This window comes from Flavobacteriales bacterium (assembly GCA_016699575.1).
GTDB lineage: Bacteria > Bacteroidota > Bacteroidia > Flavobacteriales_F > PHOS-HE28 > PHOS-HE28.
Genome location: CP064979.1, coordinates 1,987,812 through 2,013,106, shown reverse-complemented (window position 1 = coordinate 2,013,106; position 25,295 = coordinate 1,987,812). Strand labels below are relative to the sequence as shown.

Below are 25,295 nucleotides of genomic sequence, written 5' to 3'. Positions count from 1 at the left end.
CGCCAAGGCTACGGCGGAAACATCTGATCCATGACCTCCATCAAGTCCGTCCTCGACGACACCGCCCTCACCAACACCACCGCGACCGTGGCGGGTTGGGTGCGCACCTTCCGCAACGATCGCTTCATCGCGCTGAACGACGGCAGCACGATCCGCAACCTGCAATGCGTGATCGACCAGGAAAAAGTGGATGCCGCCACACGCGCCCGCTTCACCACCAGCGCCGCCGTACGTTGCACAGGCCTGATCGTGGAGAGCAAGGGCAGCGGCCAGCGCGTGGAGATGCAAGTGACTTCCGTGGACGTGCTCGGCGACAGCGATGCGGAGAAGTACCCCATCCAGCCGAAGAAGCACTCGCTCGAGTTCCTGCGCGAGAACGCACACCTGCGCTTCCGCACGAACACCTACAGCGCCATCTTCCGCATCCGCCACCAGGTGAGCTTCGGTATCCACGAGTATTTCGACCAGCAGGGCTACAACTACTTCCACAGCCCCATCATCACCGCCAGCGATGCTGAAGGCGCGGGCGAAATGTTCCGCGTGAGCACGCTCGATGCGAAGAACCCGCCACTTAACGAGGCCGGTGAAGTGGACTGGAAAGAGGATTTCTTCGGTGCCGAGGCACGCCTCACCGTGAGCGGACAGCTACAGGCGGAGAACGCTGCCACCGCCCTGGGCAAGGTCTACACCTTCGGCCCCACGTTCCGCGCGGAGAACAGCAACACCGCCCGCCACCTCGCCGAGTTCTGGATGATCGAGCCCGAGGCCGCCTTCATGGACCTGAAAGGCGACATGGACCTGGCGGAAGGCCTGTGCAAGCACCTCATCGCCCGCGTGCTGAAGAACAGCATGGACGATCTGCAGTTCCTCGATGCGCGCTTGAAAGAAGAGGAAGCGCAGAAGCCGAAAGAGCAACGCAGCGACATGGGCCTGATCGATCGCTTGACCTTCGTGCTGGAGAACCCCTTCGAGCGCATCACCTATACGGACGCCATCGACATCCTGCTCAAGAGCAAACCGTACCAGAAGAAGCAGTTCCAGTTCCCCGTGGAATGGGGCATCGACCTGCAGAGCGAGCACGAGCGCTACCTGGTGGAAAAGCACTTCAAGAAGCCGGTGATCGTGACAGGCTACCCCGGCAAGATCAAGGCCTTCTACATGCGCACCAACGGCCCCGGCGACTTCGGCTACAGCGAGAAGGGCACCACCGTGGCCGCCATGGACGTGCTCTTCCCGGGCATCGGCGAGATCATCGGTGGAAGTCAGCGCGAGGAGCGCCTTGATGTGCTCGAAGCACGCATGAAGGAGATGCACGTGCCGTCCGAAGAGCTCTGGTGGTATCTGGACACGCGCCGCTTCGGCACCGTGCCGCACGCGGGCTTCGGACTTGGGCTGGAGCGCTTCGTGCTGTTCGTGACGGGCATGGGGAACATCAGGGATGTGATCCCATTCCCACGGACGCCGAAGAGTGCGGAGTTCTGAGGAGCGGATCTCGTCATTGCACTTACTTTGGTGTTCTGTCCCTGACGGAAAGCCGCCTACGATCATGAAGTACGAGATCACCATAGACAAGCCGATTGAAGGCAATGGTCACATAGACCTGCGTCGACTGGTTCAGCTCGCGGACATCATCTCGAAGGTGGCCGAGGGTGCCCTACAACTTCGGCTTCGTGGAGTGAGCATTACTGCCGGCCGAAAGCAGGCCAAGTTGGATGATGCACTACGCATCGATCTGGTGGGTGTGATGAAAGGCAGTACGCGACTGATGGTGGAATGTGCCACCCTCGGCGAAACCCTGAAGGGCGTGCAGTTCGATGCGTTCCGACATGAGGGTCAGCTGCAACTGGCGGAGCAGACGCCGATGTCCTTGTTCATGAACACCTTCAATGATGCGTTGGACGGAACCTCGAACAAGGAGTTCTTGGACAAACCCCTGCTGAACCAATTGGTCGCGTTCAAGAAGGTTTTCCGTGCGCCCGAGGAGGCCTTCCGCGTGAGCAACGAAGGGCGCACCAAGGAGCTGGTCGTGAGGAAGGATAGCCTTAAGCAGATCGCCGTGCTGGAGGAGTCGCTGCCTGAGCCCGAGCGCATCGTGCTACAAGGCACTGTTGACCTTTTGCAACATAGCAGTTCGCGTATCCGTGTGAAAGGACCGGATGGTGTGATGGATGGGTTCCTGAGCGATGACCTCGATCGTACGGAAGTCGCACAGTTCTGGACGAAGGAGGCCACTGTAATAGGGCTGGTTCACTTCAAGCCGGGTGGACGACGCACCATCGAGGTGCAAAGGATCTTCCCTGTAGAACAAGGCGAAGACTACTTCGCCAAGCAGCGAAGGGGAGAGAATGCTGAGCACCAGATCGAAAGACAACTGCGCGAGAAGGGTGGGCGCAATACCTCCAAGAGTGCGGTGGGTCAGTGGCCCGGAGATGAGGACTTCGAACTCCTGATAGGCCAGTTAACGGCATGAGACGGTTCGTGTTGGATACGAACATGGTGCTGGCTGCGCTGAAGGACCATGCGGTCTGGAAACAGGCGCAGGTCGGTCATGCATTGGGTGCGGACGATGCGTTGGTCATGATTTCCACCGTAACGATGGCTGAATTGCTTTCGCTCGCCGAACAGAACGGATGGGGTGCCTCCAAGAAGGAGAAGCTGGAAAAGTTGTTGCGCCGGTATGTGGTCATCGACATCAGTCACAATGATCTGCCGATGATGGAAGCTTACGCACGTATCGATGCATTCAGTCAAGGCAAACTTGTCGGGGTCACGCTCGGACTCTCTTCCCGTAACATGGGCAAGAATGACCTGTGGATCGCAGCCACTGCGGCTATCACGAAGGCGAAGCTCCTGACGACCGATGCGGATTTCGACCACTTGAAGGGAGCCTTTTTGGACCTTGATCGTGTGAGGCCTTGAACATCCGCGATTTGATCCCCTTCCCACGGACGCCGAAGAGCGCGGAGTTCTGAGCGGACCTCACACTTTCCCGATCCTCACGCTCGTCATGGTCAGCGAGCCGGCCAGGGGCTTGTCATTGAACAGTGCTGCCTGTTCATCCTTGCCTTGCAGTGCAAGCGTGTAGAGCAGCGGCAGGAAGTGTTCGCCGGAGTTGATGGCCAGGTCGAACGCTCGGCCTTGTTTGTGGAAGTCGATCAGTGGCGTGTGATCGCCGGTGATGATGGCGCGCCTCATCTTCCCGTCCGCCTCCAGTGCCCAGTCGTAGGCATAGCTGTCGTTCAGCTTGTCCCACGCCACCATGCCCAGATTATGCACCATGTTGCCACTGCCCACGATCAGCACGCCCTTGTCGCGCAGCGTGGCGATCTCTTTGGCCAGTGCGTAATGCTTCTCCGGGGTGAGCGATCGGTCGATGCTCATCTGGATCACGGGCACATCGGCCTTGGGGTAGAGGTGCTTCACCACGCTCCACGCGCCATGATCAAGACCCCAACTATGATCGAGGCCCACTGCGGCGCTCGTAACCGACTTCTTCACTTCCTCTGCAAGTTCCGGACTGCCCGGTGCCGGGTACTGCACATCGAAAAGTGCTTGGGGGAACCCACCGAAGTCATGGATCGTGCGCGGGTGCTCCATAGCGGTGACGAGCGTGCCGCGCGTTTCCCAATGCGCGCTAACCACCAATACCGCTTGTGGTTCCGGCAATGTTGTTGCGACCTGCCGGAACCCTTGCACGAACTCGTTCTCCTCAATGGCGTTCATTGGACTGCCATGGCCGAGGAAGAGCACCGGCATGCGCGGGCTCGGCTTGAAAGGCCCGTTTATGCGTGCCAGGTCATTGAGCTTCATGGCGGCACCGGCCACGGGCAACGCGGCGAGCGACAAGAGGAATTGCTTGCGGTCCATGGTCGATGCAGCGGCAAATGTGCGACCACCGCGATGGATGCACATTGAACTGGTGCAAGAAGCCAATGCCCGACCTTCGCACCCCATGCCCCGCAACCTGTCCCGCTCACGCGGGATCATCTACCACCTTGGCAACTGCACCACTTGCCAAGCCATCCTGAAGACGATCCCGAACCTGAAGAGCTTCACGCTGCGCGAGATCAAAGGCGACCCGATCACCGCTACGGAACTGGACGCGATGAAGGCGCTCGCCGGCAGTTACGAGGCGCTCTTCAGCCGTGTGGCTCTGAAGTACCGAGCACTCGGGTTGAACACCAGGAAGCTCACAGAGAAGGACTACCGCAAGTACATCCTTGAAGAGTACACCTTCCTTAAACGGCCGGTGATGGTCTTGGACGACCGGATACTCATCGGCAATGCGCCGAAGGTGCGGGCGGCGATGGTGGGGGCGGCGAAGTAGCCTCGCACACCTACTCCTTCACCAAGCGGACTACGGCCATGCCATGCGCACCACGCACCTCCACGGTGTAAAGTCCGGTGGCCAGTTGCGACAGATCCAGCACAGCTTGAGCATCCCCGCGCGGCCACAACAGGTCGCGGAGCACTTGGCCGGTGGCGGAGCGCAGCAGGATGCGGTGCGGTTGCAGCTTGGCATCCGCCGATAGGACGGCAGCATCGCTTGTCGGGTTCGGCATTACGCCCATGCGCGCGCCCGATTGCGCGGACATAACACCCGTGGTGAAGTCGGCTACAAGTTCAACGGTGTTGGTGCGGATGGGCGGATTGAAGTCGAAGTAGATGTCCGCGTAGTTGGCCACCACATCGCCCAAGACCAGCGAGCCCTTGGGTGCGATGCGGAAACTGGCGAAGCCCTGGCTGCCGAGCGGGTCGCTGGCGCTGTCAGGCAGCATGATGTTGTCGAACCGGAAAACGAGCACGGTGTCGTGGCGCAGTTGCACACTGAAGGGATGTGATGCGGCAAGCACTTCCAGCGTGCCGATGTCGAGATGCGATGAAAGCGTGTCGATCAGTTCGACGGTGATGGCCGGTGCATTGCCGGTGTTCTGGAAACGGATGGTGTAGTCGATGTGCTCGTCGGCATCCAGGAAGTACTGCGTGGTGCTAAGCCGCGAACTGGTCAAGGCCTGCTTGTCGTTGGGGTCGTAACCGCCCACCACCATGCGCGTGGTGAAGTAGCTGTCGTTGGCGGGCACCGCATCGGCGGGCACGGGCAACACGGCGGCTGTGGCATCCATGTATGTGCCGATGAGCCCGGGGTTCGGCGGTACTGCCATCTGCACCCCGATGGCCTCGAAGGCGAACGGTGCAAGACCCGCGAGGCTCCACTGCAGGAAGCCCGGTGTGTTCACCGTGGGGGCCGGACTGCTGCTCACAAAGGTGAGCACGGGGTCGTACGTAAGAGTTACATCGAACGGACCGAAGGTGTATGCGCCGTTGTTCCCTGCGTACACGACATAGGTAAGTGGGAAGCCCGGCCGCGGTGTGGTGGAGGCGGTGTATGCGTACATGTCCGGCCCGGTGATGGACTCCAGCGCAAAATCGATGTTGGCCGTTGGCGACAGACCGCTGAGGGTGAACGGCGCCGGCACAACGGCAGGGCAGAGCGCGTTGTAGTCAATGGCGTTCGTCAGCGCCGCATCGTAGCTGCCATAGAACAGTTCGATGTTGTATTGCCCGGCCACATCAGTGAACCCATAGTGGTTGCCCGGTTGTACCTCCATCAGTCGGTTCGGGTAGGGCACATCGCTCACGTCCTGAATGCAGTCGCCGTTCAGGTCCACATAGGCCGTGCCTTGCACGTTGCCGCACGGGCTGGGGCTAACCGGTATGGTGATGAACGTGGTAATGTCACACCCTGCAGGGCCTAACATGCCGGCCGGGAAAACCGAGACCGTGTACTGGCCCGGTGACAGGTTGTTCATCAGCACTTGGTTGCCCGCTACGAGGTACGGCGCTGGAGCGCCACCCATTGCTGTGGCGGCCACCCAGCCCACTTGGTCGTAATCGAGCACGGCACTGCCCGTGGCGCCGCCGCTGCAACTCCCATTGATCGTTTGGTTCAGCAGCACCGGTGTGTTGAAGTCCTGCGTCGTGATGTTGTTCCAGGTATCACTGCAGCCGTTGGCATCGGTGACGGTAACGGTGTAGGGCGTTGCAGGGCACAAACCGGTCAAGTACACGCCGTTCGGGTTCCATGTGGCCGAACCACCAAGAGCTATAGTGGCGGTGTAGGGCGCCAACCCGCCCCATGGGCCGGAGATCAGCGCGTTCGCCGTTCCATTGCAAGCGCCATCACACGTGGTGGGGTATGCGGCAAGTGTCATGGGCAAAAGCGATGCGATGGTGTTCACCGTTACGGTGGCCTGCGCTTGATCGGCATTGCTGTCGGTGACTGTAATGGTGTACGTGCCGGCGAACAGTCCAGTGGCCGCATTGGTACCCTGCCCATTGGGGGGAACAGGCGACCAGAAATAGGTGTACGGACCAACGCCGCCCGACGCAAAGGCGTTGATCCAGCCCGTGCCGTTGCCGCATGCGTCGTCGTACGGGATGGCTGTAACAGTGAGCACCGCACGGGCATGCAGGCTCATGAGCAGGGAAAGGGCTAGGAGTAAGCGCATGGTGAAGGGCCACCGATGGGTTTGCGGCCGCGTGAAACTAGACGTCCGCCATGGGCAGGGTTGCTCTGGTGAGCTGGCAATGCCAACACGGCTCCGTGGGCGGCCCACCCATCACCCCCTTGCCCGCCTCCGTCCACACCCCTGCCCTGCCGGTCGACTTTTGCTGGTGCTGCGCACTACCGGTGGCCTAGCTTTCGTTGTGCAAGTACCAACCTGCACTTAAGAACCAACCTGCCATGGAACCCAGTGTACATACCGCGAGCGCCGACGCCTGCAAGGTGGGCGACCGCATACTGCTGCGCCGCTACCGGCCCGACAGCACAATCAACCAGACCAGCGTGGCCGAGAACGTGGAGGCCGGCCGCTTCCTGCCCGGCCCCGTGCCGGAGGCCGTCATCGTCGTCATTCCGGAAAGCGCCCGCTTCGCGCTCAGCTTCGTGGAGGTGGACCCCTGCAAACTGCTGGGCCTCGACCGCGTGACGCACGTATTGGCTTGGGTGGCCGAAGGCGCCCTCTACGACCAGCTCCGCGACTTCCGCCTGCCGCACCAACCCGCTGGCGTGCACTTCAAGGTGTTCCCCCGGATGGAAGAAGCACGCGCGTGGGTGGAGGACAGGATGGAGTGAGACAAAGCACAAGCGTAGGACTGTACTTACTGGCCACGCAAGGCGACGAGGCGCGCGACATTGATGCGTTGCTGACGGCGCTGAGCGAGCGGGCGGTGGTGGGGTGAGGGGGGCGCTTGGTTGATAGCGCGGTTCATAACGACGGCCGAGGCTCCACGGCCCCTTGCTGTTCTTCCTAGCCTTAATGCGCCTGAGGGGTATGAAGGTCGGCTCCATGCCGTTGAAGCGCGAGCTTCTTAGTACACCTCGGGCATTTTCTTTCTGAGCGGATTGGCCCTGGTGAGCGGACCGGGTTATGAACACTTGTTGGCGCATTGCCAAGCACCGCATGCCATGGCAGCAGCAGCAACAGTGTACTTTTGTGCAGGTGCCCTGCCGGAGCGAAGCCCAACGTTCGCGTTGGAGGATAGTAGCGATGGTGGGGCGCTGTCATTTGTAGCGATCCTCGTCGATCGTGAAGTCGCGAGGGATGAACTTCCAGTGACGGTATGGCGAACTCCAGCGTGTTTCGAAACCGGGATGCCCCGACCCCGTGCTTTCGCCGATGTTGAAACGCGGATACAACTTCTCGATCTCCGCACGGATGGTTTTGTAGAGCTTTTCCTTGGCCACCGTGCGCTTGCCCCTGCGGCGTTTGCCTTCCGGAATGGCCTTGTGAAGGTCGTTCAGGCGGAAGGCCATGGCGCCCAGCACCACGTCCACTGCTTGCATCTCCACATGCTTGCTTGAATCCACTTCGGCAATATCCTCCGGGCGGATCAGCAGCCGGGCGCTCTGGAAAGGCTCCAAGCGCTGCAGGCCGAAGACATAGTTCTTGAAGAGCTCGTTCTTCTCCGCCTTGTCCGGCAATTTGTCGAAGTAGATGCGCACCGCGATCGTGTCCGTTCCCGGGTTCGCATGCCCCCAACCGAAGGAGTGCTTGATGAACTGATAGTACAACAAGTGGAACGACCGGTCCTTGTGCAGGTCCGTCAGGTTCTGGGCCACATGGGCGCTTTGCCTGAACATGATGCGCATCTTCAGCTTGTCTTCCCGGATGAGGTTGAAGACCTCTTGAACAAAGCGCACATACACCTCCAACGTGTGCTCGTTCACCTTCTGCCACTTGGCCTCGTGCGGGTACTTCAGCGTATCCAATGAACTGCGCAAGCGGTCGTTCACCTCGCGCAGATGGACGGAACGCACGAGCATGCCGCCGTAGAAATCGCTGTAATGCGCTCCCTTCTGCACCGACTCGTCGCACCAGATAACGTATTCCATCGTCCGTTCAATTCCTCCCCTCCACCACCGCTATCTCCTGCTCCGTCAACCCGTACAGCGCAAACACGCCCTCATTGATCCGCTGCTCCATGTGAGCCGCTTTGTCTTGGGCAGCGGCATCCTTCAGCGCTCCATGCCACTCGAATTGTTCGTTCTTGAAAGTCACCAGCGTTCGGGTGATCGAGGAGATACGGCCTTTTAGTTCCAGTTCAGCTTTGGTCTTCGCCACTTTCAGCGGTACCGACAGTATTGCCTCTTTCTTGATCTTCGGGAAGGTCTTTTTCTGATCTGAGTGTACCTTCTTCCAGTAGAACCGGTTCAGGTGGCTGTTGATGATTCCAAGAACGAAGTACAGGTCCTCCGCTCCGGGATTACGCAGGTAGACGTTGTACAGCGAGTTCATGGCATACAGGCCCGCAGGGATGACCGTAGCGATGGGGTAGTGCCCCACCTGCCGGATGCAGATTCGTTCCTGATGATGGATCGCTTCATTGCCGCCACTCTTCACGCCTTCCGAGTTGAAAAGGACGAACAGCGACTGGGAACGCAGACCGAACGCCTCAATGTCCGCACCGTCGACAACGGGCCTGTAGCTCTTGTTCAGTTTCTTCTCGGCAACGTGCTTCTTGCGGTCCCAAGCCTGAATGCCGAAGTAAGCACCGCAGGGCTCGCCTAATGGTCGTGACTGGCCAAGGATCTTATCGAGCAGGTGTTGGTCCGCGCTACTTACATCGAGAATAAAGTCGGCACGCTGATTGGCACCAAAAGATGCCTGCGGGACGAAGCCAAGGGAATTTGGAACGAACGCCTCGTCCACCTTGAAAACCTCCAACTTGCTCTTGGTACTGGCGCTTGCCTTTGTGGTGATGAACACACAGGTGTCCACACTGGCTTGCGCGAAGACGCTGTAGTTGAACAGCAGGATCTGGTTCAGCTTGGTGCGGTCCAAAAGCAAGCGCCGCATCGGTTCGGCATATATGTTCTTCAGGAAGGTGTTAGGTGTAATGAAACCGAGGCGGCCATTTGGGGCCAGTAGATTCACCGCGCGCTCGACGAAGAGCTGGTAGGTGTCGATCTTGTATCGCGCTGTACTATAGCGATTGGCCGCATACGTGAAGAACTCTTTGGTCTCCAGGTTCTGCAAAAGGACGTACGGTGGGTTCCCGATCACTGCGTCGAAGCCACCCTGGGTCGTTCGGTATTCGGCAGGTGGTTCCAAAGCGGTATTGCTCCCTTGTTTGCGCAGCAGCTCTTCCGCACGGGCCCGTTGCTCTTCGGTTTCCTGCTTCACGCGTCGGGCCTGCGCCAGTAACTCCTGTTGAACGCTCGGCCTGCGGATCTTGAAGACGGCCGGAAAGTTGCGCTGCCAGTTGAATGGTCGGATCTTCTTGTCGCCACCGAAGTCCAGTTCCGAATCGTAGTAGTCCGTGTCGACAAGGCTGTTGCCCCATAGGATGTTCTCATCCAACGTCGGTAGTACCCTTTCATGCGCAAAGTCCAAACTGTGCTGGATGCTCGCCGCGGTCTCACCCTCCATGCACTTCAGCAGCAAGCTCAACTTGGTCACTTCCACCGCGTTCGCGTCCAGGTCCACACCATAGATGTTCCGCGTGAGGATGAGCTTCTTCACCGCGCTGGTCAGTTCGCCATCAGGCCGAAGGAGTTCGTCGCGCTTCTTTCCTTTGAGCGGGGCGTGTTCGCGGTACCACGCCTTGTGCCAGTCGAGCAGGAACTGATAAGCACCCAGCAGGAAGCTGCCACTTCCACAAGCGGGATCCAACACCTTTAGCTCCGCGACTTCCTTCGGTGTGCGGCCCTTCACCAGTTCGCCCACGGTCTGGCTAACGATGTAGTCCACGATATACTGCGGCGTGTAGTAGACGCCACCGGCCTTGCGCACTTCGGGCTTCTCTTCGATACGGGCGCGGTGCCCGTTGTCGATCCGTATGCGCTTGCCGAGGAATTGCTCGTACGCGCTACCGAGGATCTCCACGCTCAGGACGCTGAACTCATAGGGGCTCTTCGGGTAGTAGAGTTCATCCACGATGGTCTTCACCACCTTATTGTCCACGACCACGTTCGCGCTTGTCCTGTCCTTCTTGAAGTCGAAAAGACCGCTGTTGTATTTGATGTCCGCGCGGCGGAAGAGCTGGTAGAGGTTCTGGTAGAGATCACCCCCCTCCTTGATGGCAGCCGCTAGTTCGCCATACGGTTCAACGCCTCGGTCTTCGGCGATACGCAGGAAAATGATGCGGTCGATTGTCTGCTGCACCACATGGTTCATGGACTCTTCGTCCAGGTCATGGTTCTTCAGGCTGATGCTCGTTGCCAGATAGGTGCGCCAAGTGTCAAGGCTCTCCAAGAAGGCCGCATCAACGGAAGCTGTGCCTCGCTTACCCCGGTCGCTTTTGATGAACTGGTCGAAGCTGCCTTTGCGGACCTGTTCCTTGCTGAAGGTGTTCCAGAGAAAATCGAACTCCGTGTCGTACTCCTCGAAGGTGATGTACTTGATGCGGGCCACGGCGGCCTTGTCTTCCGGGTGCGGGCGCTTGGTGCAGTCGTACACGCTAAACTCCTCGAAGTCGGTGAGGATGCTGATGGGCAGCTTGGCGCTCCATGCGTATCGACGCACTTGGTACGCCGGTTCGATCTCGCTCTTCACCTTCACGAACGGCTTCTTCGCTTCCACGAAGAAGAGCCGCTTGCCGCCTTCCAGCCTGAAGCTGTAGTCGGGAGCTTTTAATGCCTTGCCCACTTTCACACGGTCCTCATGGATCACTTCGCGATACGCCTCCGCATTGCCAGCACTGTTATCCACATCCCAGCCCAGTGCCTTGAAGAACGGATCGATGAAATCGCGCCGCACCTGCGTCTCGTTATAGTCCGAGCGCTTGTAACTGGCATACTGCTCTCTAAAGCGCGTGGCCAGCGCTGCGATCTCTTTTCTGGCCGACTCCTTCGCTTGGGTCATGAAGTTCGGAAATTACAACCGTCGTCTTTCGGTCCCGTTGTGCAACCAAAGCCCTCCTGGAACTGCTCGTCCTTGCTATCGCGGATGTTGGCTTGGCGCTCGGGGTGGTGGAAGAAGTCGGTGAATGTGCGGTAGGCCGCGGCCACACGCGTGGCGTCCAACTGCTTCAGGTAGTTGTCCAGAACGGAGCGCTGGAAGAGTGGCATGTGACAAGTCTAGGGAGTAAGCGGCCACCGGCACCCGCGCCGTTCACCCGCGCCGGTCGGCTACATTCGGCAGCATCAGCATGCTGCCCGCACTGGAACCGGACCTGAAGAACATTGGCGAGTGGACGGCCACCGCAGCGCGGCAACATGCGCAAGGTGACCACCGCGAAGCGCTGATGAACCTGCGCAACGCTGGCGAAACGGCGTGCCGCACCATAGTGCGCATAGCATGGCCCGGCCCGCGCGGCGAGGAAGCCGTGCGCGGCAGCACGTACGACCTGCTGCTACGGCTCATACAAGGCAAGGCGCTGGCACCGGCCGAGGTGGTGAGCGCCCTGCACGTGTTGCGCACGCGCGGCAACAACGCCACGCACGGCAAACCTGTTACCGGTAGCGATAGTGCAGGTGCCCTGTTCATGGCGCACACACTGGTGCAGCATGTGTACACCGGGCTGCTGCAACGGCGAGTGCCGCAAGCCGCCGCCGATGGCCTGGCAAAGGCGATGGGCAGCGCAACGCAGCACGAGCAACAGGCTGTGCTGAAAGAGGTGCTGCAACAAGAGACACGCGAAAGCGCGCCACCGGCCCCCGTTGGTGCGGACCCGGCCGATGTGCGGCGCCTGCAGGACGAACAAGAGCTGCACCGCAACCGCATTGGCGACATGGAGGCGCTGCTGCGGCAACTGGCCGAGCGCGAAGCACAACAACGCGCTGCTGTGGTGGAAGTCGTGGCACCACCAGCGGCTGTGGCACCCGGCCGTCGCCGTTGGTGGCCGTGGGCGGCCGCGGGCGGGCTGGTAGTAATGGCCGCGGCGGGCTATTGGGCTGCTCGCGGCACAGCACCCGCGGAGCCTGGGCCGGTGGTGGCCGTGGCCGACACCACCATTACTACCGCGCTCATTCTGCCACTGGCGGTACTGCAGGACAACCCCGGCCTGGCATTGCACTTCGAAGAAGCCCTTGCCGCACGGCTGCGCGAACACACCGAAGGCGAACACCCGGCGCTGCGGATCATTGTGGCGGACACCACACTAGCGGCTGCGCCCACCGAAGACCAGGCGCACCGCTTGGCGGAACAACATGCCGCCGACGTGGTCCTGTACGGCGAGCTTTTCGAACCCACGGCCACCGACAGCGGCCGGTTGGCCGTGCAGTTCGTGGGCACCAGCATGGGGCGCTGGCCCAAAGGCGATCTGGACACGCTGGCCTTCCGCACACTTACGGACAGTGGTGCGGTGCGCGCACTGCGGGCCGCACAAGCCCTGGTGAAAACCGTTATTGCACAGCGGTACTATGGCGACAACCGCCCGTCGGACGCGCTCGCAGTGCTCTACAACGTTCCATTGGTGCTCACCGACGGCATCACCACCGTGCACCTGATGCGGGCCCGGTGCCACCGCCTCATGGGCGACTTCGGCCCGGCGCTGCGCGAAATGGAAGCGGCCCTGGCCCTGAAGCCCACCGACCCTGATGTACTGGCTTACATGGGCCGCGTGCTGAAGGAGAACGGCAACCTGACAGCCGCCATCGGTTATTACGAAAAAGCCATTGCACAACAACCCGGCAACGCCAATTGGATGATGGCCTTGGTGGGCATAGTGGGCACGCGTGAACACCCCGAGCATTTCGACCCGCCCTACGCGCGCCGCTTGTGCCAACAGGCGTTGGCCGCCGACAGCAGCAATGCCGGTGCCTGGGAGCTGCACGGCGAAATACTCATCGAGGACAAACGCTACGGCGACGCGCGCAGAGCCTTGGAACGCGCACTGGACTTGGACCCCGGCTACACGTACGCCAAATACCAACTGGCACAAGTGCTGGCCGTCCGCACCAAACCACCCGACCTGAAAGGCGCCCAACGTTTGCTGCGCGAAGTGGTGGGCGCGGACAGCACCAACACCCACGCCATGCTGCTGCTGGGGCAGGTGCTCGGCAAAGGCAGCCTGGAGGACCGCGCACTGGCCGACAGGTTGCTGCGGAAGACCCAGCACAAAGACCCGCGTTGGGAATTGGCGGCGCTGCAAACACGGGCGCGCGCAGCATATGATACCCGCAACGACACCTTGGCCATGCGCCTGCTGCGCGAAGTGTGGGCCGTGGACAGCAGCGATGTTACCTATGGTGTGAAGATGGCCGTGCTCCATGGCGACAACAACGAAGCGGCCGCAGTGGACATGTTGCTGCGCTGCTATGCCATCGACAGCATGCACCACATGGTGAACCTGAACCTGGGCATCCACTACCTGAAGCACGCGCGCACCAACGATCAGCGCAAGCCCGCCCTCTTCCACTTGGAGCGAGCACTCGCCACCGACCCCTACGATCCCTTCACGCTATCGGAACTGGGCGTGGCCCTCGTGGAGCAAGGCAACCTTGTGCGCGCGCAAACCATGCTCGAACGGTTGCTGCGCGCCAAGCCGGACGACTTCGTGGGCAACGCGTACATGGGCATCGTGCACTTGAAGAGCAACCGGTACACCGAAGCTGTTCCACTGCTGCGCCGCGCGCTGGCCCTGCAACCCGAGGACCCAACGCTGGCCATCCACCTGGCCACCACCTACATGCACCTGCAGCCAGTGCGCGCAGCCGATGCCCGCACGGTGCTGGAGCGTGCATTGCAGCACCGCCCCAGCGAACCCATGCTGCACCTGCATCTCTATTCGGCCCTGCTCGTGCTGAAGGACAACCACCGCGCCGCTGACCATTATCGGCAGGCCATTGCACTCGATCCGCAACTGCGGTCGGACGCCGTTGAAAAAGGGCTGTCTTATCTGGGTGTTTGGTAGCGGTGATAACGTTCCGCATGCGGCCCCATCATCGCCAAGGCCGCCTAGTATCCTTCTCCCTCTACCTCGGCTGCAGCCCCCGGCAGGACAGGTCGGGGGTTGTTGTTTTCACCTCACCCCCGGCCCCTCTCCCAAGGAGAGGGGTGTGGCGATCCACCAAGTCTGTCGCACACTGCCAAACACTGCCCGAGCAAACAATCTCCGCCCAGCAGCGCCGCGCTTCATGGTAAAGTGCGCCCCACTCTCCTTGGGAGAGGGGTGTGTGCGATCCACCAAGTCTGTCGCACACTGCCAAGCACTGCCCGAGCAAACAACCTCCGCCCAACAGCGCCGCGCTTCATGGTAAAGTGCGCCCCCCTCTCCTTGGGAGAGGGTTGGGGGTGAGGTACCGGCGTGCAGTATCCTTCTCCCTCTACCTCGGCACCAACCCCCGGCCCGGACAGGTCGGGGGTTGTTTGCTTCCGGGGCCTGTGGGAGTCAGCGCCTGGCAGCACCTGTGGCGCAATAACCCAACCCCGCCCGGACGTTCCCGTACAAAAGCCCGCTAAAAAACGAACAGCCATGATCGTACGCGGCATGACCATCGAAGAAGCCGTGCGCGACGCGCAGCAGGACGCGCGTGCGCTGGTGAACAAAGCAATGCCCCACACCAAGGCGATGGAACACGCCCTGAAAGCGGGCGGTCGCACAGGCAAGCGGCGCATCGAACGCGATTTCAACTGGCGCTCTCCGCGCGGCAACGAGTGGTGCATCAAGCTCATCACCACCAAGAAGGGAACCAGTGTGGCCGCGCTGGTGCGCTACCACGGCCGCGATGTGCGCTTGCGTGCCATACGGGTGGACCTGTTGGGCACCAACGGCGAGTTCTGCCACATCCACTACACCGCGCATTTCCTGGAGCGCTACATGGTGCGCTTCAACACGAACAAGAACCCCATCGAGCGTCTCGCGGAATTCTTCCAGGCCAACCACACCCCCGCCTTCCACACCTTGGCCGACGAGGGCAACAATGTGTACGAGGTGATGGCCGGTATGTCGCAGGGCGTCGGTTTCGGCCAATGGAACAAAACCACCGGCATCAGCAAGCTGCACACGTTCGTGGACTTCGGGAAGCTGGATGCCGAGCAACAGATGCTGGCCGAGGGACTGGACCTGAAGCTCTACTTCAACAACTTCACCGTAGGCCAGCGCGAACGCATGATGCGCGAGGTGGAGGCTGAGGCCCAACGCCAAGCCGCCCAGCATGGCGACACCCCCGAGGATGTTGCCGGACTGGTGGCTACAATGCGCCGCCTGGCCAACATGCCCGGCAGCCAGCCTCGCACCTGAGCAGGTCCATCAAACAATTTGTGCAACCCCCGGCCCGGACAGGTCGGGGGTTGTTGTTTTCACCAACGGCACCCCTCACCCACGCCCGGCACATCGTATGCCTTCGCCCTCCGGTACCTTCGCCCCCGATATGTTGAAGCAGAACCTTTCGCTGAAGCTCCAGCAGAAGATGAGCCCCCAGCAGATACAGCTGATGAAGCTGCTGCAGGTGCCCACCGCTGAGCTGGAGCAACGCATAAAGCAGGAGATAGAGGACAACCCCGCACTGGAGGAGGGCGAGGACATGGGCGAGGAAGAGGAGCTGCCCACCGAGGACCAGGCCCTGGCCGACAGCGAGGCCAGCGAGGCCAACGAGGACATCCCCGGTGAGGAGGACATCGACCTGAGCGCCTACTACGACGACGACACCCCCGACTACAAGCTGCAAGTGCAGAACAAGGGGCGCGATGACGACGAATACGAGGTGCCCCTGGCCGGCGGCAAGAGCTTCGCCGATCTGCTGATGGACCAGCTGGCCCTGCGCGAGGTGGACGAACGCACGGAGATCCTCGGTCAGCACATCATCGGCAACCTGGACGAGGACGGCTACCTGCGCCGCGACCTGGAAGCCATTGCCAACGACCTCGCCTTCAGCCAGGGCATCGACACCAACAAGGCCGAGCTGGAAGCCGTGCTGCGCCATGTGCAAGCGCTGGACCCGCCCGGCGTGGGCGCCCGCGACCTGCGCGAGTGCCTGCTGCTGCAACTGAAGCGCATGCCCCGCGCCGTGGACACGCTCACCGCGAAGGCCATCGTGGAGAAGCACTTCGATGCCTTCAGCAAGAAGCACTACGACAAACTGACCGAGGCGCTGGAGATCGACGAGGATGCGTTGAAGGCCGCGCTGGAGGAGATCCACCGCCTGAACCCGAAACCCGGCGGCACCTTGCGCGAGGCCGAGCGCAGTGCGCAGGAGGTGGTGCCCGATTTCATCATCAACACCATAGACGGGCAACTGGAGCTGATGCTCAACAGCCGCAACGCGCCCGAGCTGCGCGTGAGCCGCCAGTACCGCGAGATGATCGACGCGTACAAGCGCAACAAGAACGACAAGGGCGCCAAGGACGCTATGATGTTCGTGAAGCAGAAGCTCGACGGCGCCAAGTGGTTCATCGACGCCATCAAGCAGCGCCAGCACACGCTCCTCATCACCATGGAGGCCATCATGGAGCACCAGCGCGAGTTCTTCCTCACCGGTGACGAGACCAAGTTGAAGCCGATGATCCTGAAGGACATTGCCGAAAAGGTGGGCATGGACATCAGCACCATCAGCCGTGTGGCCAACAGCAAGTACGTGCAGACCAACTACGGCACCATCATCCTGAAGTTCTTCTTCAGCGAGAGCCTCACCAATCAGGAGGGCGAGGAGGTGAGCACGCGCGAGGTGAAGAAGATCCTGAAGGACGCACTGGACGCCGAGGACAAGCGCAACCCGCTCACCGACGAGGAGCTCACCGCGCTACTGAAAGAGAAAGGCTACAACATCGCGCGCCGCACCGTGGCCAAGTACCGCGAGCAACTGCAAGTGCCCGTGGCCCGGATGAGGAAGCAGCTTTGAGGAACGCGCTGGTTGCTTTAAGTGACAAGGTCCAAGTAGCAAGTGTCAAGATCCAAGGGTGACATCCCAGAGTTTCGATCAGGCTGCTTTGGACTTTGTCACTTGACACTTGCTCCCGCTCTCCCGCTTTTGAGCTTTGTCACTTGACACTTGTGCTTTGACACTTCGCCTTTGAAAGCTCTTGCCCGCGCCCTCTCAATCCTCCTGCATCCGCTGTGGATGCCGCTGTACACCTTCCTGGTCGCGTTCCGCGTTGAGCCGCACCTGGGCTTCTTCATGCCGAAAGAGGCGCAGTGGTACAACCACCTCGTCGTTGCGGTGATGACGGGCGTGTTCCCCTTGTTGGGCGCCCTCATCCTGCGCCGTGGCCACCGTATGGACGATGTCGTGCTGAACGACCGCGCCGCCCGCATATCGCCCATGATGGGCACGCTCATCTATTACTGCGTGGCTTATTGGCTGCTGCGGAAGTACCCCCACCAGCCCGCAGCGCTCAGCATGTTCCTGGGCATGGGCCTCACGCTGGTGGCCACCCTCGTCACAACGTTCTGGTGGAAGGTGAGCCTGCACATGGCGGGCATCGGCGGGCTCATCGGTGCGCTGCTGGCCTTGCAGCAGCTCTTCGGTTCGTTCAGCGTGCTGCTCATCGTGCCCTTCGTACTGGTGGCCAGGCTGCTCGGCACCGCGCGACTGGTCGATAGCGACCACACGCCGGCGCAGTTGTACGTTGGGACATTGATGGGCTTCGCCTGTGTGTATGTCGCGATGATGGCGGGCGTGGTGTTGTGAGGCAATGCCAACCACGGATGCACGGCGATACACGGCGATGGAGCCCACTCCTTCCTGGTATTTCATCCCCGTCCATCGCCGTGCATCCGTGGTTGATCTTCTTCCGTTCGTCCGGCGAGAGCGCAGCGAGCGCCCGCCACAACGCATCTTCGCGTCATGCGCTGGTTGTTGCCCCTGCTGCTCTTCATCGGTGATGCCCTGTGCGCGCAGGACAGCGTGCTGCACCACTGGAGCGGCGCGCTGGCGCACGATCGCATCCGCGTGCATGCGCAATTGAGCGGCCCCAACGACAGCGTGCGCCTGTTGTTGGACGATGACCCGTTCTGGGGTTCGCCGCTGTGGTCGCCGTACATGACAGCCGACACATCGCGCGACCTGGTGGTGCCCTTCCGTATGCACGGTCTGCAGCCCGGCACGCACTACAAGTACCGCTTCGAGGTGAGCGGCACCACCGATACCAGCGCACCGAACATCGGCGATTTCCGCACCCCGGAAGCAGGACCGTATTCGTTCAGCTTCACCACGGGGTCGTGCAACGGGAGTGGTGCCCACCCCGTGTGGCAGAGCATGCAGTGGCTGCAGCCGCTCTTCTTCCTAAGCCTGGGCGATCTGCACTATGCCGAGCCGACCAGCACCGATGTGAACGTGCACCGCGACGCGTACGTGAACGAGGTGTACACCAAGCACCCCATGATCGACTTTCTGCACATGACGCCCCTTGCGCACGTGTGGGACGACCATGACTTCAGCGGCAATGCCTCCAACACGCACTCCGTGGGCAAGCCGAGCGCCGCCCGTGCCTACCGCGAGCACGTGCCCCACTACAAGTTGGCGCACGACACGGCGGTGTACCAGGCCTTCACCATCGGCCGCGTGCGCTTCATCCTCACCGACATGCACGCCACCAAGGACAGCACGCACATGATGGACAGCATGCAGCACGCGTGGCTGCGCGAGCAGCTGCTCCTGGCGCGCGACAGCGGGCTGGTGGCCTGCTGGGCCACCACGCTCAGTTGGAACAGCATCGGCTATCCGGAGAACTGGGGCAGTGCGCCGCAGGAGCGCGAGCAGCTGGGCAACTGGTTGCGCGACAACGCCATCGACGACCTCTTCATCCTCAGTGGCGACGCACACATGCTGGCCATCGACGATGGGGCCAACGCCGATTTCAGCACGGGGCAGAGCAGTTCGTACCGCTATCCCATCCTGCAAGCTGCCGGGCTCAACCGGGGCGGCTCGTACAAGGGCGGCATGTTCAACCAGGGCGGCAGCTTCCCCAACCCCACGGAGGCCTTCGGGCAGTTCGGCGAGGTGCTGGTGGACGATGACGGCACCGATGTATGCATCACCCTGCGCGGCTGGCGCACCGACAGCCTGGCACCCGCCATCAGCCTCATCAACAGCTACACGTTCTGCCGCACGCCGCAGGCCATCGATGCGTCGGGCATCGCGGAGCAAGGCCTAGCTCTGCGCACATGGTTCGATGCCGGAACGGGCTTGCACATCGGCGGCATGGACGGTGGCGGCGAGCTGCAAACGCTGCTGGTGGATGCGACCGGTCGATCCGTGTTCAACGCTTCCGTGCCTTCGCCCAACGGTGAACACGTGGTGCCGCTCCGCGATCTGAAGCCCGGCGCCTACGTGGCCATTGTGCGCCTCGGCAGTGAGCGCGCCATCGTGAAGTTCGTGAAACCCTAGCTCACCACGCGCGCTTGCGGTGGCCGTTCATCGCATACCAGCCGATGAACAGGTAGAACACGAGCAGCAGTGCGTACGCGTTCTGCGATGCCTCCACGGACTTGTCCGCCGACATGCCCGACCATACCGGCATGGCAACAGCGCCGCCAAGGATGGCCATGATGAGCAGTGCGCTGCCCGTTTTCAGTGCCTTGCCGATGCCCTCCACGGCCAATGGCCAGATAGCAGGCCACATCAGCGCGTTGGCCAAGCCCAGCAACGCAACAAGGATCACGGATACAGGTAGCTGCACAACTTGGAAATCGAGCTTCTCGTTGAAGACGAACGCGGTGGCCGTGCTCGCGGGGTCCACCATGATGATGCCCACCGAAAGCAGCATGCCCACCAGTGCGGAGAACATCAATGCCTTCGCCTGGCTCACGTACTTCGGGATGAGCGCGATGCCGATGAGGTAGCCCACCAGCATGGCCACCAACGTCATGCTCGTGAGGATCTTGGCGGTGTCCAGCGGCGTGCCGAGCCGCTCGGCGTACACGGGTATGCTATCGCCAGCCAGAACCTCGGCCCACACGTACACGAAGAGTGCGACAACGCCCAGAACGAGCTGCGGGTGCTTGAAGACCGATCCGCCTTGGGCGCTCGCATCGTTGCTCTCCTCCAGTTCGGGCAGTGGCGAGAAACGGATGAACAACGCAGCAGCCAGAAGTGCAACGGCCAGCACGATGTAAGGCGTTACGACCAATGCAGCACGCGCATCCAGCAGTGCAGCACGCTCGGCTCCTTGCAGGTTGGCCAGCTCGGATTTCAGTTCATCGGCATTCACCAGGATGAGCGCGCCGAGCACAAGCGGCGCAATAATGCCGCCCACCTTGTTGCAGATGCCCATGATACTGATGCGCTTCGCGGCGCTCTCCAAGGGGCCCACCACCGTTACGTACGGGTTGATGGCCGTCTGCAACAAAGCGAGGCCCGTGCCGATGGTGAAGAGCGCGAACATGAACAGAGCGGCCGAACGTGTGTTGGCCGCCGGAATGAACAGGAACGCCCCGATGGCCATCACCACCAGGCCGAGGCTCATGCCGCTCTTCATGCCGGTGCGTTGCAGCACCACCGATGAGGGAAGCGCCATAACGAAGTAGCTCACATAGAAAGCGAACGGGGCGAACGAAGCCTGGAAGTCGCTCAGCTCGCATGCGATCCGCAGGAACGGGATCAGCGGTCCGTTCATCCACGTAACGAAGCCGAAGATGAAATAGAGCAGACCTAGGATGAGGATCGGCACAAGAGAGCGCTGCTGGTTCATGGGGTGCGGGGACAAGGGCGGGTAAATGTGGACCGGCGCGAACATCGCTGCGGGTTGCGCGGTGTCCTTCTTTCCACACCTTTACCGTGAAAGCAAGCCGATCAGAAGATGAACGCCGCCCGACTGACCACGTGCCTGGTATTCCATCTTCTGATCTTCCCATTGTCTGATCATCTGATCGCCCAGGCTCCTTACGTCGCGCCCACCGACCCCGCTGTGGCCGCCAAGCTCGATCAGTGGAAGGGCCTGAAGTTCGGCTTGCTCATGCACTGGGGGCCTTACAGCCAGTGGGGCGTAGTGGAGAGCTGGAGCATCTGCCCCGAGGATGAAGGTTGGTGCCGCCGCGACTCGTCGCACGGCAAGACCTACGCCGAATACGTGCGCAACTACGAAGCACTGCAGTCCACGTTCGACCCCGTGAAGTTCGATCCGACCAAGTGGGCGCGCGCCGCGAAGGAGGCTGGCATGAAGTACGTGGTCTTCACTACCAAGCACCACGACGGCTTCTGCATGTTCGAAACGAAAACCACGGACTATCGCATCACTTCCCCAAAGACGCCCTTCCACGCTAATGCGCGTGCGAACGTGACCAAACACATCTTCGATGCGTTCCGCGCTGAGGGTTTATGGACCGGTGCCTACTTCAGCAAGCCCGACTGGCACAGCCCCGATTACTGGTGGCCGTACTTCCCGCCGAAGGACCGCAGCGTGAACTACCTGCCAACGAAGCACCCGGAGCGTTGGCAGAATTTCAAGGACCACACGTATGCGCAGGTCGAGGAGCTGATGACCGGCTACGGCACGGTGGACATCCTCTGGCTCGATGGTGGTTGGGTGCGTCCGCTCAGCAGCATCGACACGAGCGTGAGCTGGCAGAAGGCCATCACCGTCGAGCAGGACATCGATATGGCGCGCATCGCAACGATGGCGCGGAAGCACCAGCCCGGCCTGCTCGTGGTGGATCGCACCGTGGGCGGCGAATACGAGAACTATGTGACGCCCGAAGGCCATGTGCCCGATGCAGACCTTGGCGTACCGTGGGAAACCTGCATGCCCATGGGCACCAGCTGGAGCTGGGTGCCGAACGAGCAGTACAAGAGCACCGACGAGATCATTCGCACGCTGGTGAGCGTGGTGTCGCGCGGTGGAAGTCTGCTGCTGAACGCAGCACCGGGACCGGATGGGCAATTGGACTCAACGGCGTATGTGCGCTTGAAGGAAGTGGGCGAGTGGCTGAAGGTGAACGGGGAGGCGGTGTATGGGACGCGGGGTGTGGCGAATAGCGGGTTGTCCGGGGTGATTGGCCAAACCACTTCAATGCGAGAAGGCGAACGTCGGACAGACTACCTATTCCTTGACCCCAAGGTGATAGGCCCCGGGACGATAACAGTGCCATTTCCACCATGGAAGCATGGTGAGCAAGTCTCTTCACTGAATAGGGGTCGCAAGGTCAAGCTCGCGCGGAATTCCAGTGGCTTGACTCTGCGGCTTCCTGGAGTCGATCAATTCGGCGAGCGCTTGCCAGTAGTTGTCAAAGTGACCTATCTGAGTAGAGCATTTTAAAGGCTCCATCGGATCCAAATCGAGAGGCTCGCATTCCGCTTAGTTTTGGTGGCATGAAAGGCGTTAGCATCATTGAAGACAAGACCAAGAAGCGTCGGTACATGCAGATCGACCTGAAGGCGGTTAAGGATGACCGCGAATGGGTGCAGGATGTCTTTGATCTAATGATCGCCGAAAGCCGAAAGGACGAGAAGCGCGTGCCTTGGACCGTGATCAAAGCACGACTGAAAAAGGAGGGTCGGCTGTGAAGTACAAGCTGGTCTTCGCCAAGTCGGCTGAAAAGGAGCTTGACCGTCTCACTGGAAGTGATCTGAAGAGAGTATCTCGTAAGCTGGAAGAGTTGGAAGTCGATCCTCGTCCTCCCGGATGCCTGAAGCTCAAGGGCTCTGACGAGGACATGTGGCGTGTCCGGGCTGGCGACTATCGCATTTTGTACGCGATCGAGGACGTTCTTCGCATCGTGGATATCCGCAAGATCGGGCACCGCAGCGACGTGTACGACCGCTGAGGTGGGCATGGTGCTCTTTGCGCGTGTACCCTAGTGCCCTCAATACCCTCCCTCCCCTCGGTACAACTTCACCGGCCCTTCCAGCTTCACCTTCAGCACAGTCATCCACTCGTCGGCGGCTTCCTTCGGCACATCGATGAAGACCAGCCCAGGCACCTTGCTCCAGCTGATCTTGCCCACGACGCGGTGCTTGAGCTGTGTATTCGTTCCAACCACCTCGGCGGAGATCATCCTGTTCACCAGCCCTTTGATCTCCACACTGCCCTGCATACCGTTCGCGAGGAAGAGGTAGAGCGTGGTGCTGTCTTGTGAAAGCGTTGTTGGTCCAAAGAAGTGGCCGTTGGGCAAACCCGCCCGGGTGTCGTAGATCGCCTCAGCGTGCTTGCGGATCCATTGGCCGAGGTCTTCCAACCGGGAGACTTGTCCCGGTGTGAAAGTGCCATCCTCCTTCGGTCCGATGCCCAGCAGCAGGTTGCCGCCATGGCCGATCACATCGGCGAAGATGTGGATGAGGTCGTGCGTGCTCTTGTAGTTGGTGTCCTGTGGCTGCCAGCCCCATTGTTCGCCTAGCGTCATGCACAATTCCCACGCCGGCGTCTTCGGCGTTTCCACCGGAATGTTCTGCTCCGGTGTAGCGTAGTCCCCATAACCCGCAAGCCTGCCGTTGATGATGGCCTTCGGGTTCTTCTCCAGGATCATCGCGCGCACTTTGGCCGCCTCCCATTCCTCGGCGCTGTGCTCCCAATCGCCATCGAACCACCAGAGATCGGGGTTGAGCCGCGTGGCGATCTCGTTGATCTGGCCTTGGAAGTAGTCGCGGAAACGTTGCCAGCGGATAGGGTCGTCCTTGATCGCGTAGCGCGCACTGTCCTTTGTGAAAGCCGGGTAGTTGAAGTCGGACCAGTCTATCAAGGAGTAGTATGCCCCGCATCGGACGTCTTGCTTCCGTAACGCTCCGAACAGATCATCTACCAGTCTGTTCTTCAACGGGAGTCCCGTATGCGGGATCGAGTTGGGATGCGGATCTGCGAGCGACATCATCCATCCGCGCCCGCCAAGAAGCTTGGTATCATACATCGCCACACCGTCATGATGCTTGATGGTGATCACCGCATACTTCGCCCCGCTACGCTGGATCAGGTCCGCCCACGCTGCCGGGTCGTACTTGCTCGCCGTGAAGCCATCGGCCTGCTTCCTGTATTCCGCATGGGACATCTTCTTGTTGTAGAAGGCCCAGCTCTCGTCCACGCCGTTCACACTGTAAATGCCCCAGTGGATGAAGATGCCCAGCTTGGCGTCCTGGAACCATTGCAGTTCGTGGCGGGCGGGTTCGGATATGCTGTCGTCCTGTGCCGCCAAAGTTGCGCCCGCACAGCAAAACACAAGACAGGGCACCGCGCGGGAAGGGGTTGTGAACATGTGTCGGCCGGTGCTCAATCAACCAGTTCTACCAAGGGTTCGTTCGCCCCGGTCAATGCCATGATGTCGCTCCAACGCTGGGTGAATACTTGCTTCAGACGCGCATTGCTCGTGTTGCCCATCCGCAGCCACACAACCTTTGGCGGTGGTCCATGGCGGTGCAGCAGATGAACCAAGTCCACATCCTTGGTGATCAACAAGTCCGCTTCCTTCTTGGCCCGCAGGAACAAAGTCTCATCGGCCATGTTCAGCTCACCAAGGTCGCGGATCGGGAAGCAGGTCTCGTTGAATGTTGCGCGGATCCAATTGGCCAGGACCGGCGAGAGCTGGGCATCGAGCCAGATGGTCACGCGGCCAGGATCGGATGGTCCAAGCGGCCGCTCGCGAACTTCAGCGCCGCCCCCACATCGGCTACTTCCAGGTCAGGAAGCTCTTCGACCACTTGCTTCGTGGTGAGCCCCGATGCCAGTAGGTCGAGGATGTCGGTAACGCGTATGCGCATTCCACGGATGCACGCGCGACCTCCGCACACTTGCGGGTCTATAGTGATGCGGTCCATCAGGTAGGTCATTGCCGAAGGCTTGATGCCCAAAGTTAGGGCAAGAAGCTCCGCTCGGCCGACAGCTTGCTCATCACCGTGAAGACGTCTTTGTCCCGCCTAAGCGGGATGGTGATGCCGATGTGGGGGAGTTTGCTTTGAACAGATTAACGCGTAGCCTGGGACGGCATGC

Annotated in this window: 22 protein-coding genes; 13 read left to right on the top strand and 9 right to left on the bottom strand. The window is 60.8% G+C overall.

Features of this window, described 5'->3' with window-relative positions; translation table 11 throughout:
- The first annotated feature begins 30 nt into the window (after positions 1–30).
- The 3 genes from asnS (at position 31) to IPJ76_08335 (ending at position 2,919) form a co-directional block, all read left to right on the top strand.
- A complete protein-coding gene (gene asnS, locus IPJ76_08345) occupies positions 31–1,482 on the top strand; it encodes an asparagine--tRNA ligase (protein ID QQR88204.1) in 1,452 nt (483 codons plus the stop codon).
- Positions 1,483–1,546: 64 nt separating this feature from the next.
- A complete protein-coding gene (locus tag IPJ76_08340) occupies positions 1,547–2,470 on the top strand; it encodes a hypothetical protein (GenBank protein QQR88203.1) in 924 nt (307 codons plus the stop codon).
- A 23-nt stretch (positions 2,471–2,493) separates the two neighbouring features.
- A complete protein-coding gene (locus tag IPJ76_08335) occupies positions 2,494–2,919 on the top strand; it encodes a PIN domain-containing protein (protein QQR88202.1) in 426 nt (141 codons plus the stop codon).
- A gap of 60 nt (positions 2,920–2,979) precedes the next feature.
- Here IPJ76_08335 and ygiD read toward each other — a convergent pair whose 3' ends face one another.
- On the bottom strand, positions 2,980–3,867 hold the full coding sequence (gene ygiD / locus IPJ76_08330) for a 4,5-DOPA dioxygenase extradiol (protein QQR88201.1): 888 nt from the start codon (positions 3,865–3,867) through the stop codon (positions 2,980–2,982).
- Between the two features lie 85 nt (positions 3,868–3,952).
- Between ygiD and IPJ76_08325 the strand changes: the two genes are divergently transcribed.
- Entirely contained in the window at positions 3,953–4,327 is a 375-nt protein-coding gene (locus IPJ76_08325) for an arsenate reductase (GenBank protein ID QQR88200.1), read from the top strand.
- Between the two features lie 10 nt (positions 4,328–4,337).
- Here the strand turns inward: IPJ76_08325 and IPJ76_08320 are convergent, their stop codons facing one another.
- Positions 4,338–6,509, bottom strand: coding sequence for a T9SS type A sorting domain-containing protein (locus tag IPJ76_08320; protein QQR88199.1), 2,172 nt, complete (start codon positions 6,507–6,509; stop codon positions 4,338–4,340).
- A gap of 236 nt (positions 6,510–6,745) precedes the next feature.
- Between IPJ76_08320 and IPJ76_08315 the strand changes: the two genes are divergently transcribed.
- On the top strand, positions 6,746–7,135 hold the full coding sequence (locus IPJ76_08315; protein QQR88198.1) for a hypothetical protein: 390 nt from the start codon (positions 6,746–6,748) through the stop codon (positions 7,133–7,135).
- A gap of 429 nt (positions 7,136–7,564) precedes the next feature.
- Here the strand turns inward: IPJ76_08315 and IPJ76_08310 are convergent, their stop codons facing one another.
- From IPJ76_08310 to IPJ76_08300, 3 genes are read right to left on the bottom strand one after another with little or no spacing between them, the layout of a single operon-like run.
- The gene (locus tag IPJ76_08310; GenBank protein ID QQR88197.1) at positions 7,565–8,395 is read right to left on the bottom strand and encodes a DUF3800 domain-containing protein; all 831 of its coding nucleotides are present in this window, start codon (positions 8,393–8,395) and stop codon (positions 7,565–7,567) included.
- Between the two features lie 7 nt (positions 8,396–8,402).
- Positions 8,403–11,366, bottom strand: coding sequence for an N-6 DNA methylase (locus tag IPJ76_08305; GenBank protein QQR88196.1), 2,964 nt, complete (start codon positions 11,364–11,366; stop codon positions 8,403–8,405).
- The gene (locus IPJ76_08300) at positions 11,363–11,572 is read right to left on the bottom strand and encodes a hypothetical protein (protein QQR88195.1); all 210 of its coding nucleotides are present in this window, start codon (positions 11,570–11,572) and stop codon (positions 11,363–11,365) included. Before IPJ76_08300 ends, IPJ76_08305 begins: the two co-directional genes overlap by 4 nt.
- Before the next feature lie 80 nt (positions 11,573–11,652).
- On the opposite strand from IPJ76_08300, the gene IPJ76_08295 reads away from it, so the two are divergent.
- From IPJ76_08295 to IPJ76_08275, 5 genes are all read left to right on the top strand, one after another.
- A complete protein-coding gene (locus IPJ76_08295; protein ID QQR88194.1) occupies positions 11,653–14,358 on the top strand; it encodes a tetratricopeptide repeat protein in 2,706 nt (901 codons plus the stop codon).
- A gap of 561 nt (positions 14,359–14,919) precedes the next feature.
- Positions 14,920–15,687: a hypothetical protein gene (locus IPJ76_08290; protein ID QQR88193.1), complete on the top strand. Its 768-nt coding sequence runs from the start codon at positions 14,920–14,922 to the stop codon at positions 15,685–15,687.
- Between the two features lie 130 nt (positions 15,688–15,817).
- Positions 15,818–17,284, top strand: a complete 1,467-nt coding sequence (gene rpoN, locus IPJ76_08285) for an RNA polymerase factor sigma-54 (GenBank protein QQR88192.1) — start codon at positions 15,818–15,820, stop codon at positions 17,282–17,284.
- 171 nt (positions 17,285–17,455) lie between these two features.
- Positions 17,456–18,073, top strand: a complete 618-nt coding sequence (locus tag IPJ76_08280; GenBank protein QQR88191.1) for a hypothetical protein — start codon at positions 17,456–17,458, stop codon at positions 18,071–18,073.
- 156 nt (positions 18,074–18,229) lie between these two features.
- Positions 18,230–19,771 carry an alkaline phosphatase D family protein gene (locus IPJ76_08275; GenBank protein ID QQR88190.1) on the top strand — a complete coding sequence of 514 codons (1,542 nt, stop codon included), beginning with the start codon at positions 18,230–18,232 and terminating at the stop codon, positions 19,769–19,771.
- Between the two features lies 1 nt (position 19,772).
- Here IPJ76_08275 and IPJ76_08270 read toward each other — a convergent pair whose 3' ends face one another.
- Positions 19,773–21,074 (bottom strand): sugar MFS transporter, encoded by a 1,302-nt coding sequence (locus tag IPJ76_08270; protein ID QQR88189.1) that lies wholly within the window; start codon positions 21,072–21,074, stop codon positions 19,773–19,775.
- Between the two features lie 108 nt (positions 21,075–21,182).
- Here IPJ76_08270 and IPJ76_08265 point away from each other — a divergent pair, with 108 nt between their 5' ends.
- Genes IPJ76_08265 through IPJ76_08255 form a run of 3 tightly spaced genes read left to right on the top strand, consistent with a single transcriptional unit; the run spans position 21,183 to position 23,145 of the window.
- Positions 21,183–22,637: an alpha-L-fucosidase gene (locus IPJ76_08265; GenBank protein ID QQR88188.1), complete on the top strand. Its 1,455-nt coding sequence runs from the start codon at positions 21,183–21,185 to the stop codon at positions 22,635–22,637.
- A gap of 53 nt (positions 22,638–22,690) precedes the next feature.
- Entirely contained in the window at positions 22,691–22,885 is a 195-nt protein-coding gene (locus IPJ76_08260; protein ID QQR88187.1) for a hypothetical protein, read from the top strand.
- Positions 22,882–23,145 carry a type II toxin-antitoxin system RelE/ParE family toxin gene (locus tag IPJ76_08255; GenBank protein QQR88186.1) on the top strand — a complete coding sequence of 88 codons (264 nt, stop codon included), beginning with the start codon at positions 22,882–22,884 and terminating at the stop codon, positions 23,143–23,145. The genes IPJ76_08260 and IPJ76_08255 overlap by 4 nt, the downstream gene beginning before the upstream one ends.
- 39 nt (positions 23,146–23,184) lie before the next feature.
- On the opposite strand, the gene IPJ76_08250 is transcribed toward IPJ76_08255, so the two are convergent.
- The 3 genes from IPJ76_08250 to IPJ76_08240 are packed head-to-tail and all read right to left on the bottom strand — an operon-like array spanning position 23,185 to position 25,135.
- Positions 23,185–24,564: an alpha-L-fucosidase gene (locus IPJ76_08250; GenBank protein ID QQR88185.1), complete on the bottom strand. Its 1,380-nt coding sequence runs from the start codon at positions 24,562–24,564 to the stop codon at positions 23,185–23,187.
- A gap of 14 nt (positions 24,565–24,578) precedes the next feature.
- Positions 24,579–24,914, bottom strand: coding sequence for a DUF5615 family PIN-like protein (locus IPJ76_08245; protein ID QQR88184.1), 336 nt, complete (start codon positions 24,912–24,914; stop codon positions 24,579–24,581).
- Positions 24,911–25,135 (bottom strand): DUF433 domain-containing protein, encoded by a 225-nt coding sequence (locus IPJ76_08240; protein QQR88183.1) that lies wholly within the window; start codon positions 25,133–25,135, stop codon positions 24,911–24,913. Before IPJ76_08240 ends, IPJ76_08245 begins: the two co-directional genes overlap by 4 nt.
- Positions 25,136–25,295 lie beyond the last annotated feature (160 nt).

Excerpts from the sequence above, each read along its gene's own strand:
- asnS (QQR88204.1), top strand. The coding sequence starts at position 31 with ATGACCTCCATCAAGTCCGTCCTCGACGACACCGCCCTCACCAACACC.
- IPJ76_08340 (QQR88203.1), top strand. The coding sequence starts at position 1,547 with ATGAAGTACGAGATCACCATAGACAAGCCGATTGAAGGCAATGGTCAC.
- IPJ76_08335 (QQR88202.1), top strand. The coding sequence starts at position 2,494 with ATGGTGCTGGCTGCGCTGAAGGACCATGCGGTCTGGAAACAGGCGCAG.
- ygiD (QQR88201.1), bottom strand. The coding sequence starts at position 3,867 with ATGGACCGCAAGCAATTCCTCTTGTCGCTCGCCGCGTTGCCCGTGGCC.
- IPJ76_08325 (QQR88200.1), top strand. The coding sequence starts at position 3,953 with ATGCCCCGCAACCTGTCCCGCTCACGCGGGATCATCTACCACCTTGGC.
- IPJ76_08320 (QQR88199.1), bottom strand. The coding sequence starts at position 6,509 with ATGCGCTTACTCCTAGCCCTTTCCCTGCTCATGAGCCTGCATGCCCGT.
- IPJ76_08315 (QQR88198.1), top strand. The coding sequence starts at position 6,746 with ATGGAACCCAGTGTACATACCGCGAGCGCCGACGCCTGCAAGGTGGGC.
- IPJ76_08310 (QQR88197.1), bottom strand. The coding sequence starts at position 8,395 with ATGGAATACGTTATCTGGTGCGACGAGTCGGTGCAGAAGGGAGCGCAT.
- IPJ76_08305 (QQR88196.1), bottom strand. The coding sequence starts at position 11,366 with ATGACCCAAGCGAAGGAGTCGGCCAGAAAAGAGATCGCAGCGCTGGCC.
- IPJ76_08300 (QQR88195.1), bottom strand. The coding sequence starts at position 11,572 with ATGCCACTCTTCCAGCGCTCCGTTCTGGACAACTACCTGAAGCAGTTG.
- IPJ76_08295 (QQR88194.1), top strand. The coding sequence starts at position 11,653 with ATGCTGCCCGCACTGGAACCGGACCTGAAGAACATTGGCGAGTGGACG.
- IPJ76_08290 (QQR88193.1), top strand. The coding sequence starts at position 14,920 with ATGATCGTACGCGGCATGACCATCGAAGAAGCCGTGCGCGACGCGCAG.
- rpoN (QQR88192.1), top strand. The coding sequence starts at position 15,818 with ATGTTGAAGCAGAACCTTTCGCTGAAGCTCCAGCAGAAGATGAGCCCC.
- IPJ76_08275 (QQR88190.1), top strand. The coding sequence starts at position 18,230 with ATGCGCTGGTTGTTGCCCCTGCTGCTCTTCATCGGTGATGCCCTGTGC.
- IPJ76_08270 (QQR88189.1), bottom strand. The coding sequence starts at position 21,074 with ATGAACCAGCAGCGCTCTCTTGTGCCGATCCTCATCCTAGGTCTGCTC.
- IPJ76_08265 (QQR88188.1), top strand. The coding sequence starts at position 21,183 with ATGAACGCCGCCCGACTGACCACGTGCCTGGTATTCCATCTTCTGATC.
- IPJ76_08260 (QQR88187.1), top strand. The coding sequence starts at position 22,691 with ATGAAAGGCGTTAGCATCATTGAAGACAAGACCAAGAAGCGTCGGTAC.
- IPJ76_08250 (QQR88185.1), bottom strand. The coding sequence starts at position 24,564 with ATGTTCACAACCCCTTCCCGCGCGGTGCCCTGTCTTGTGTTTTGCTGT.
- IPJ76_08240 (QQR88183.1), bottom strand. The coding sequence starts at position 25,135 with ATGACCTACCTGATGGACCGCATCACTATAGACCCGCAAGTGTGCGGA.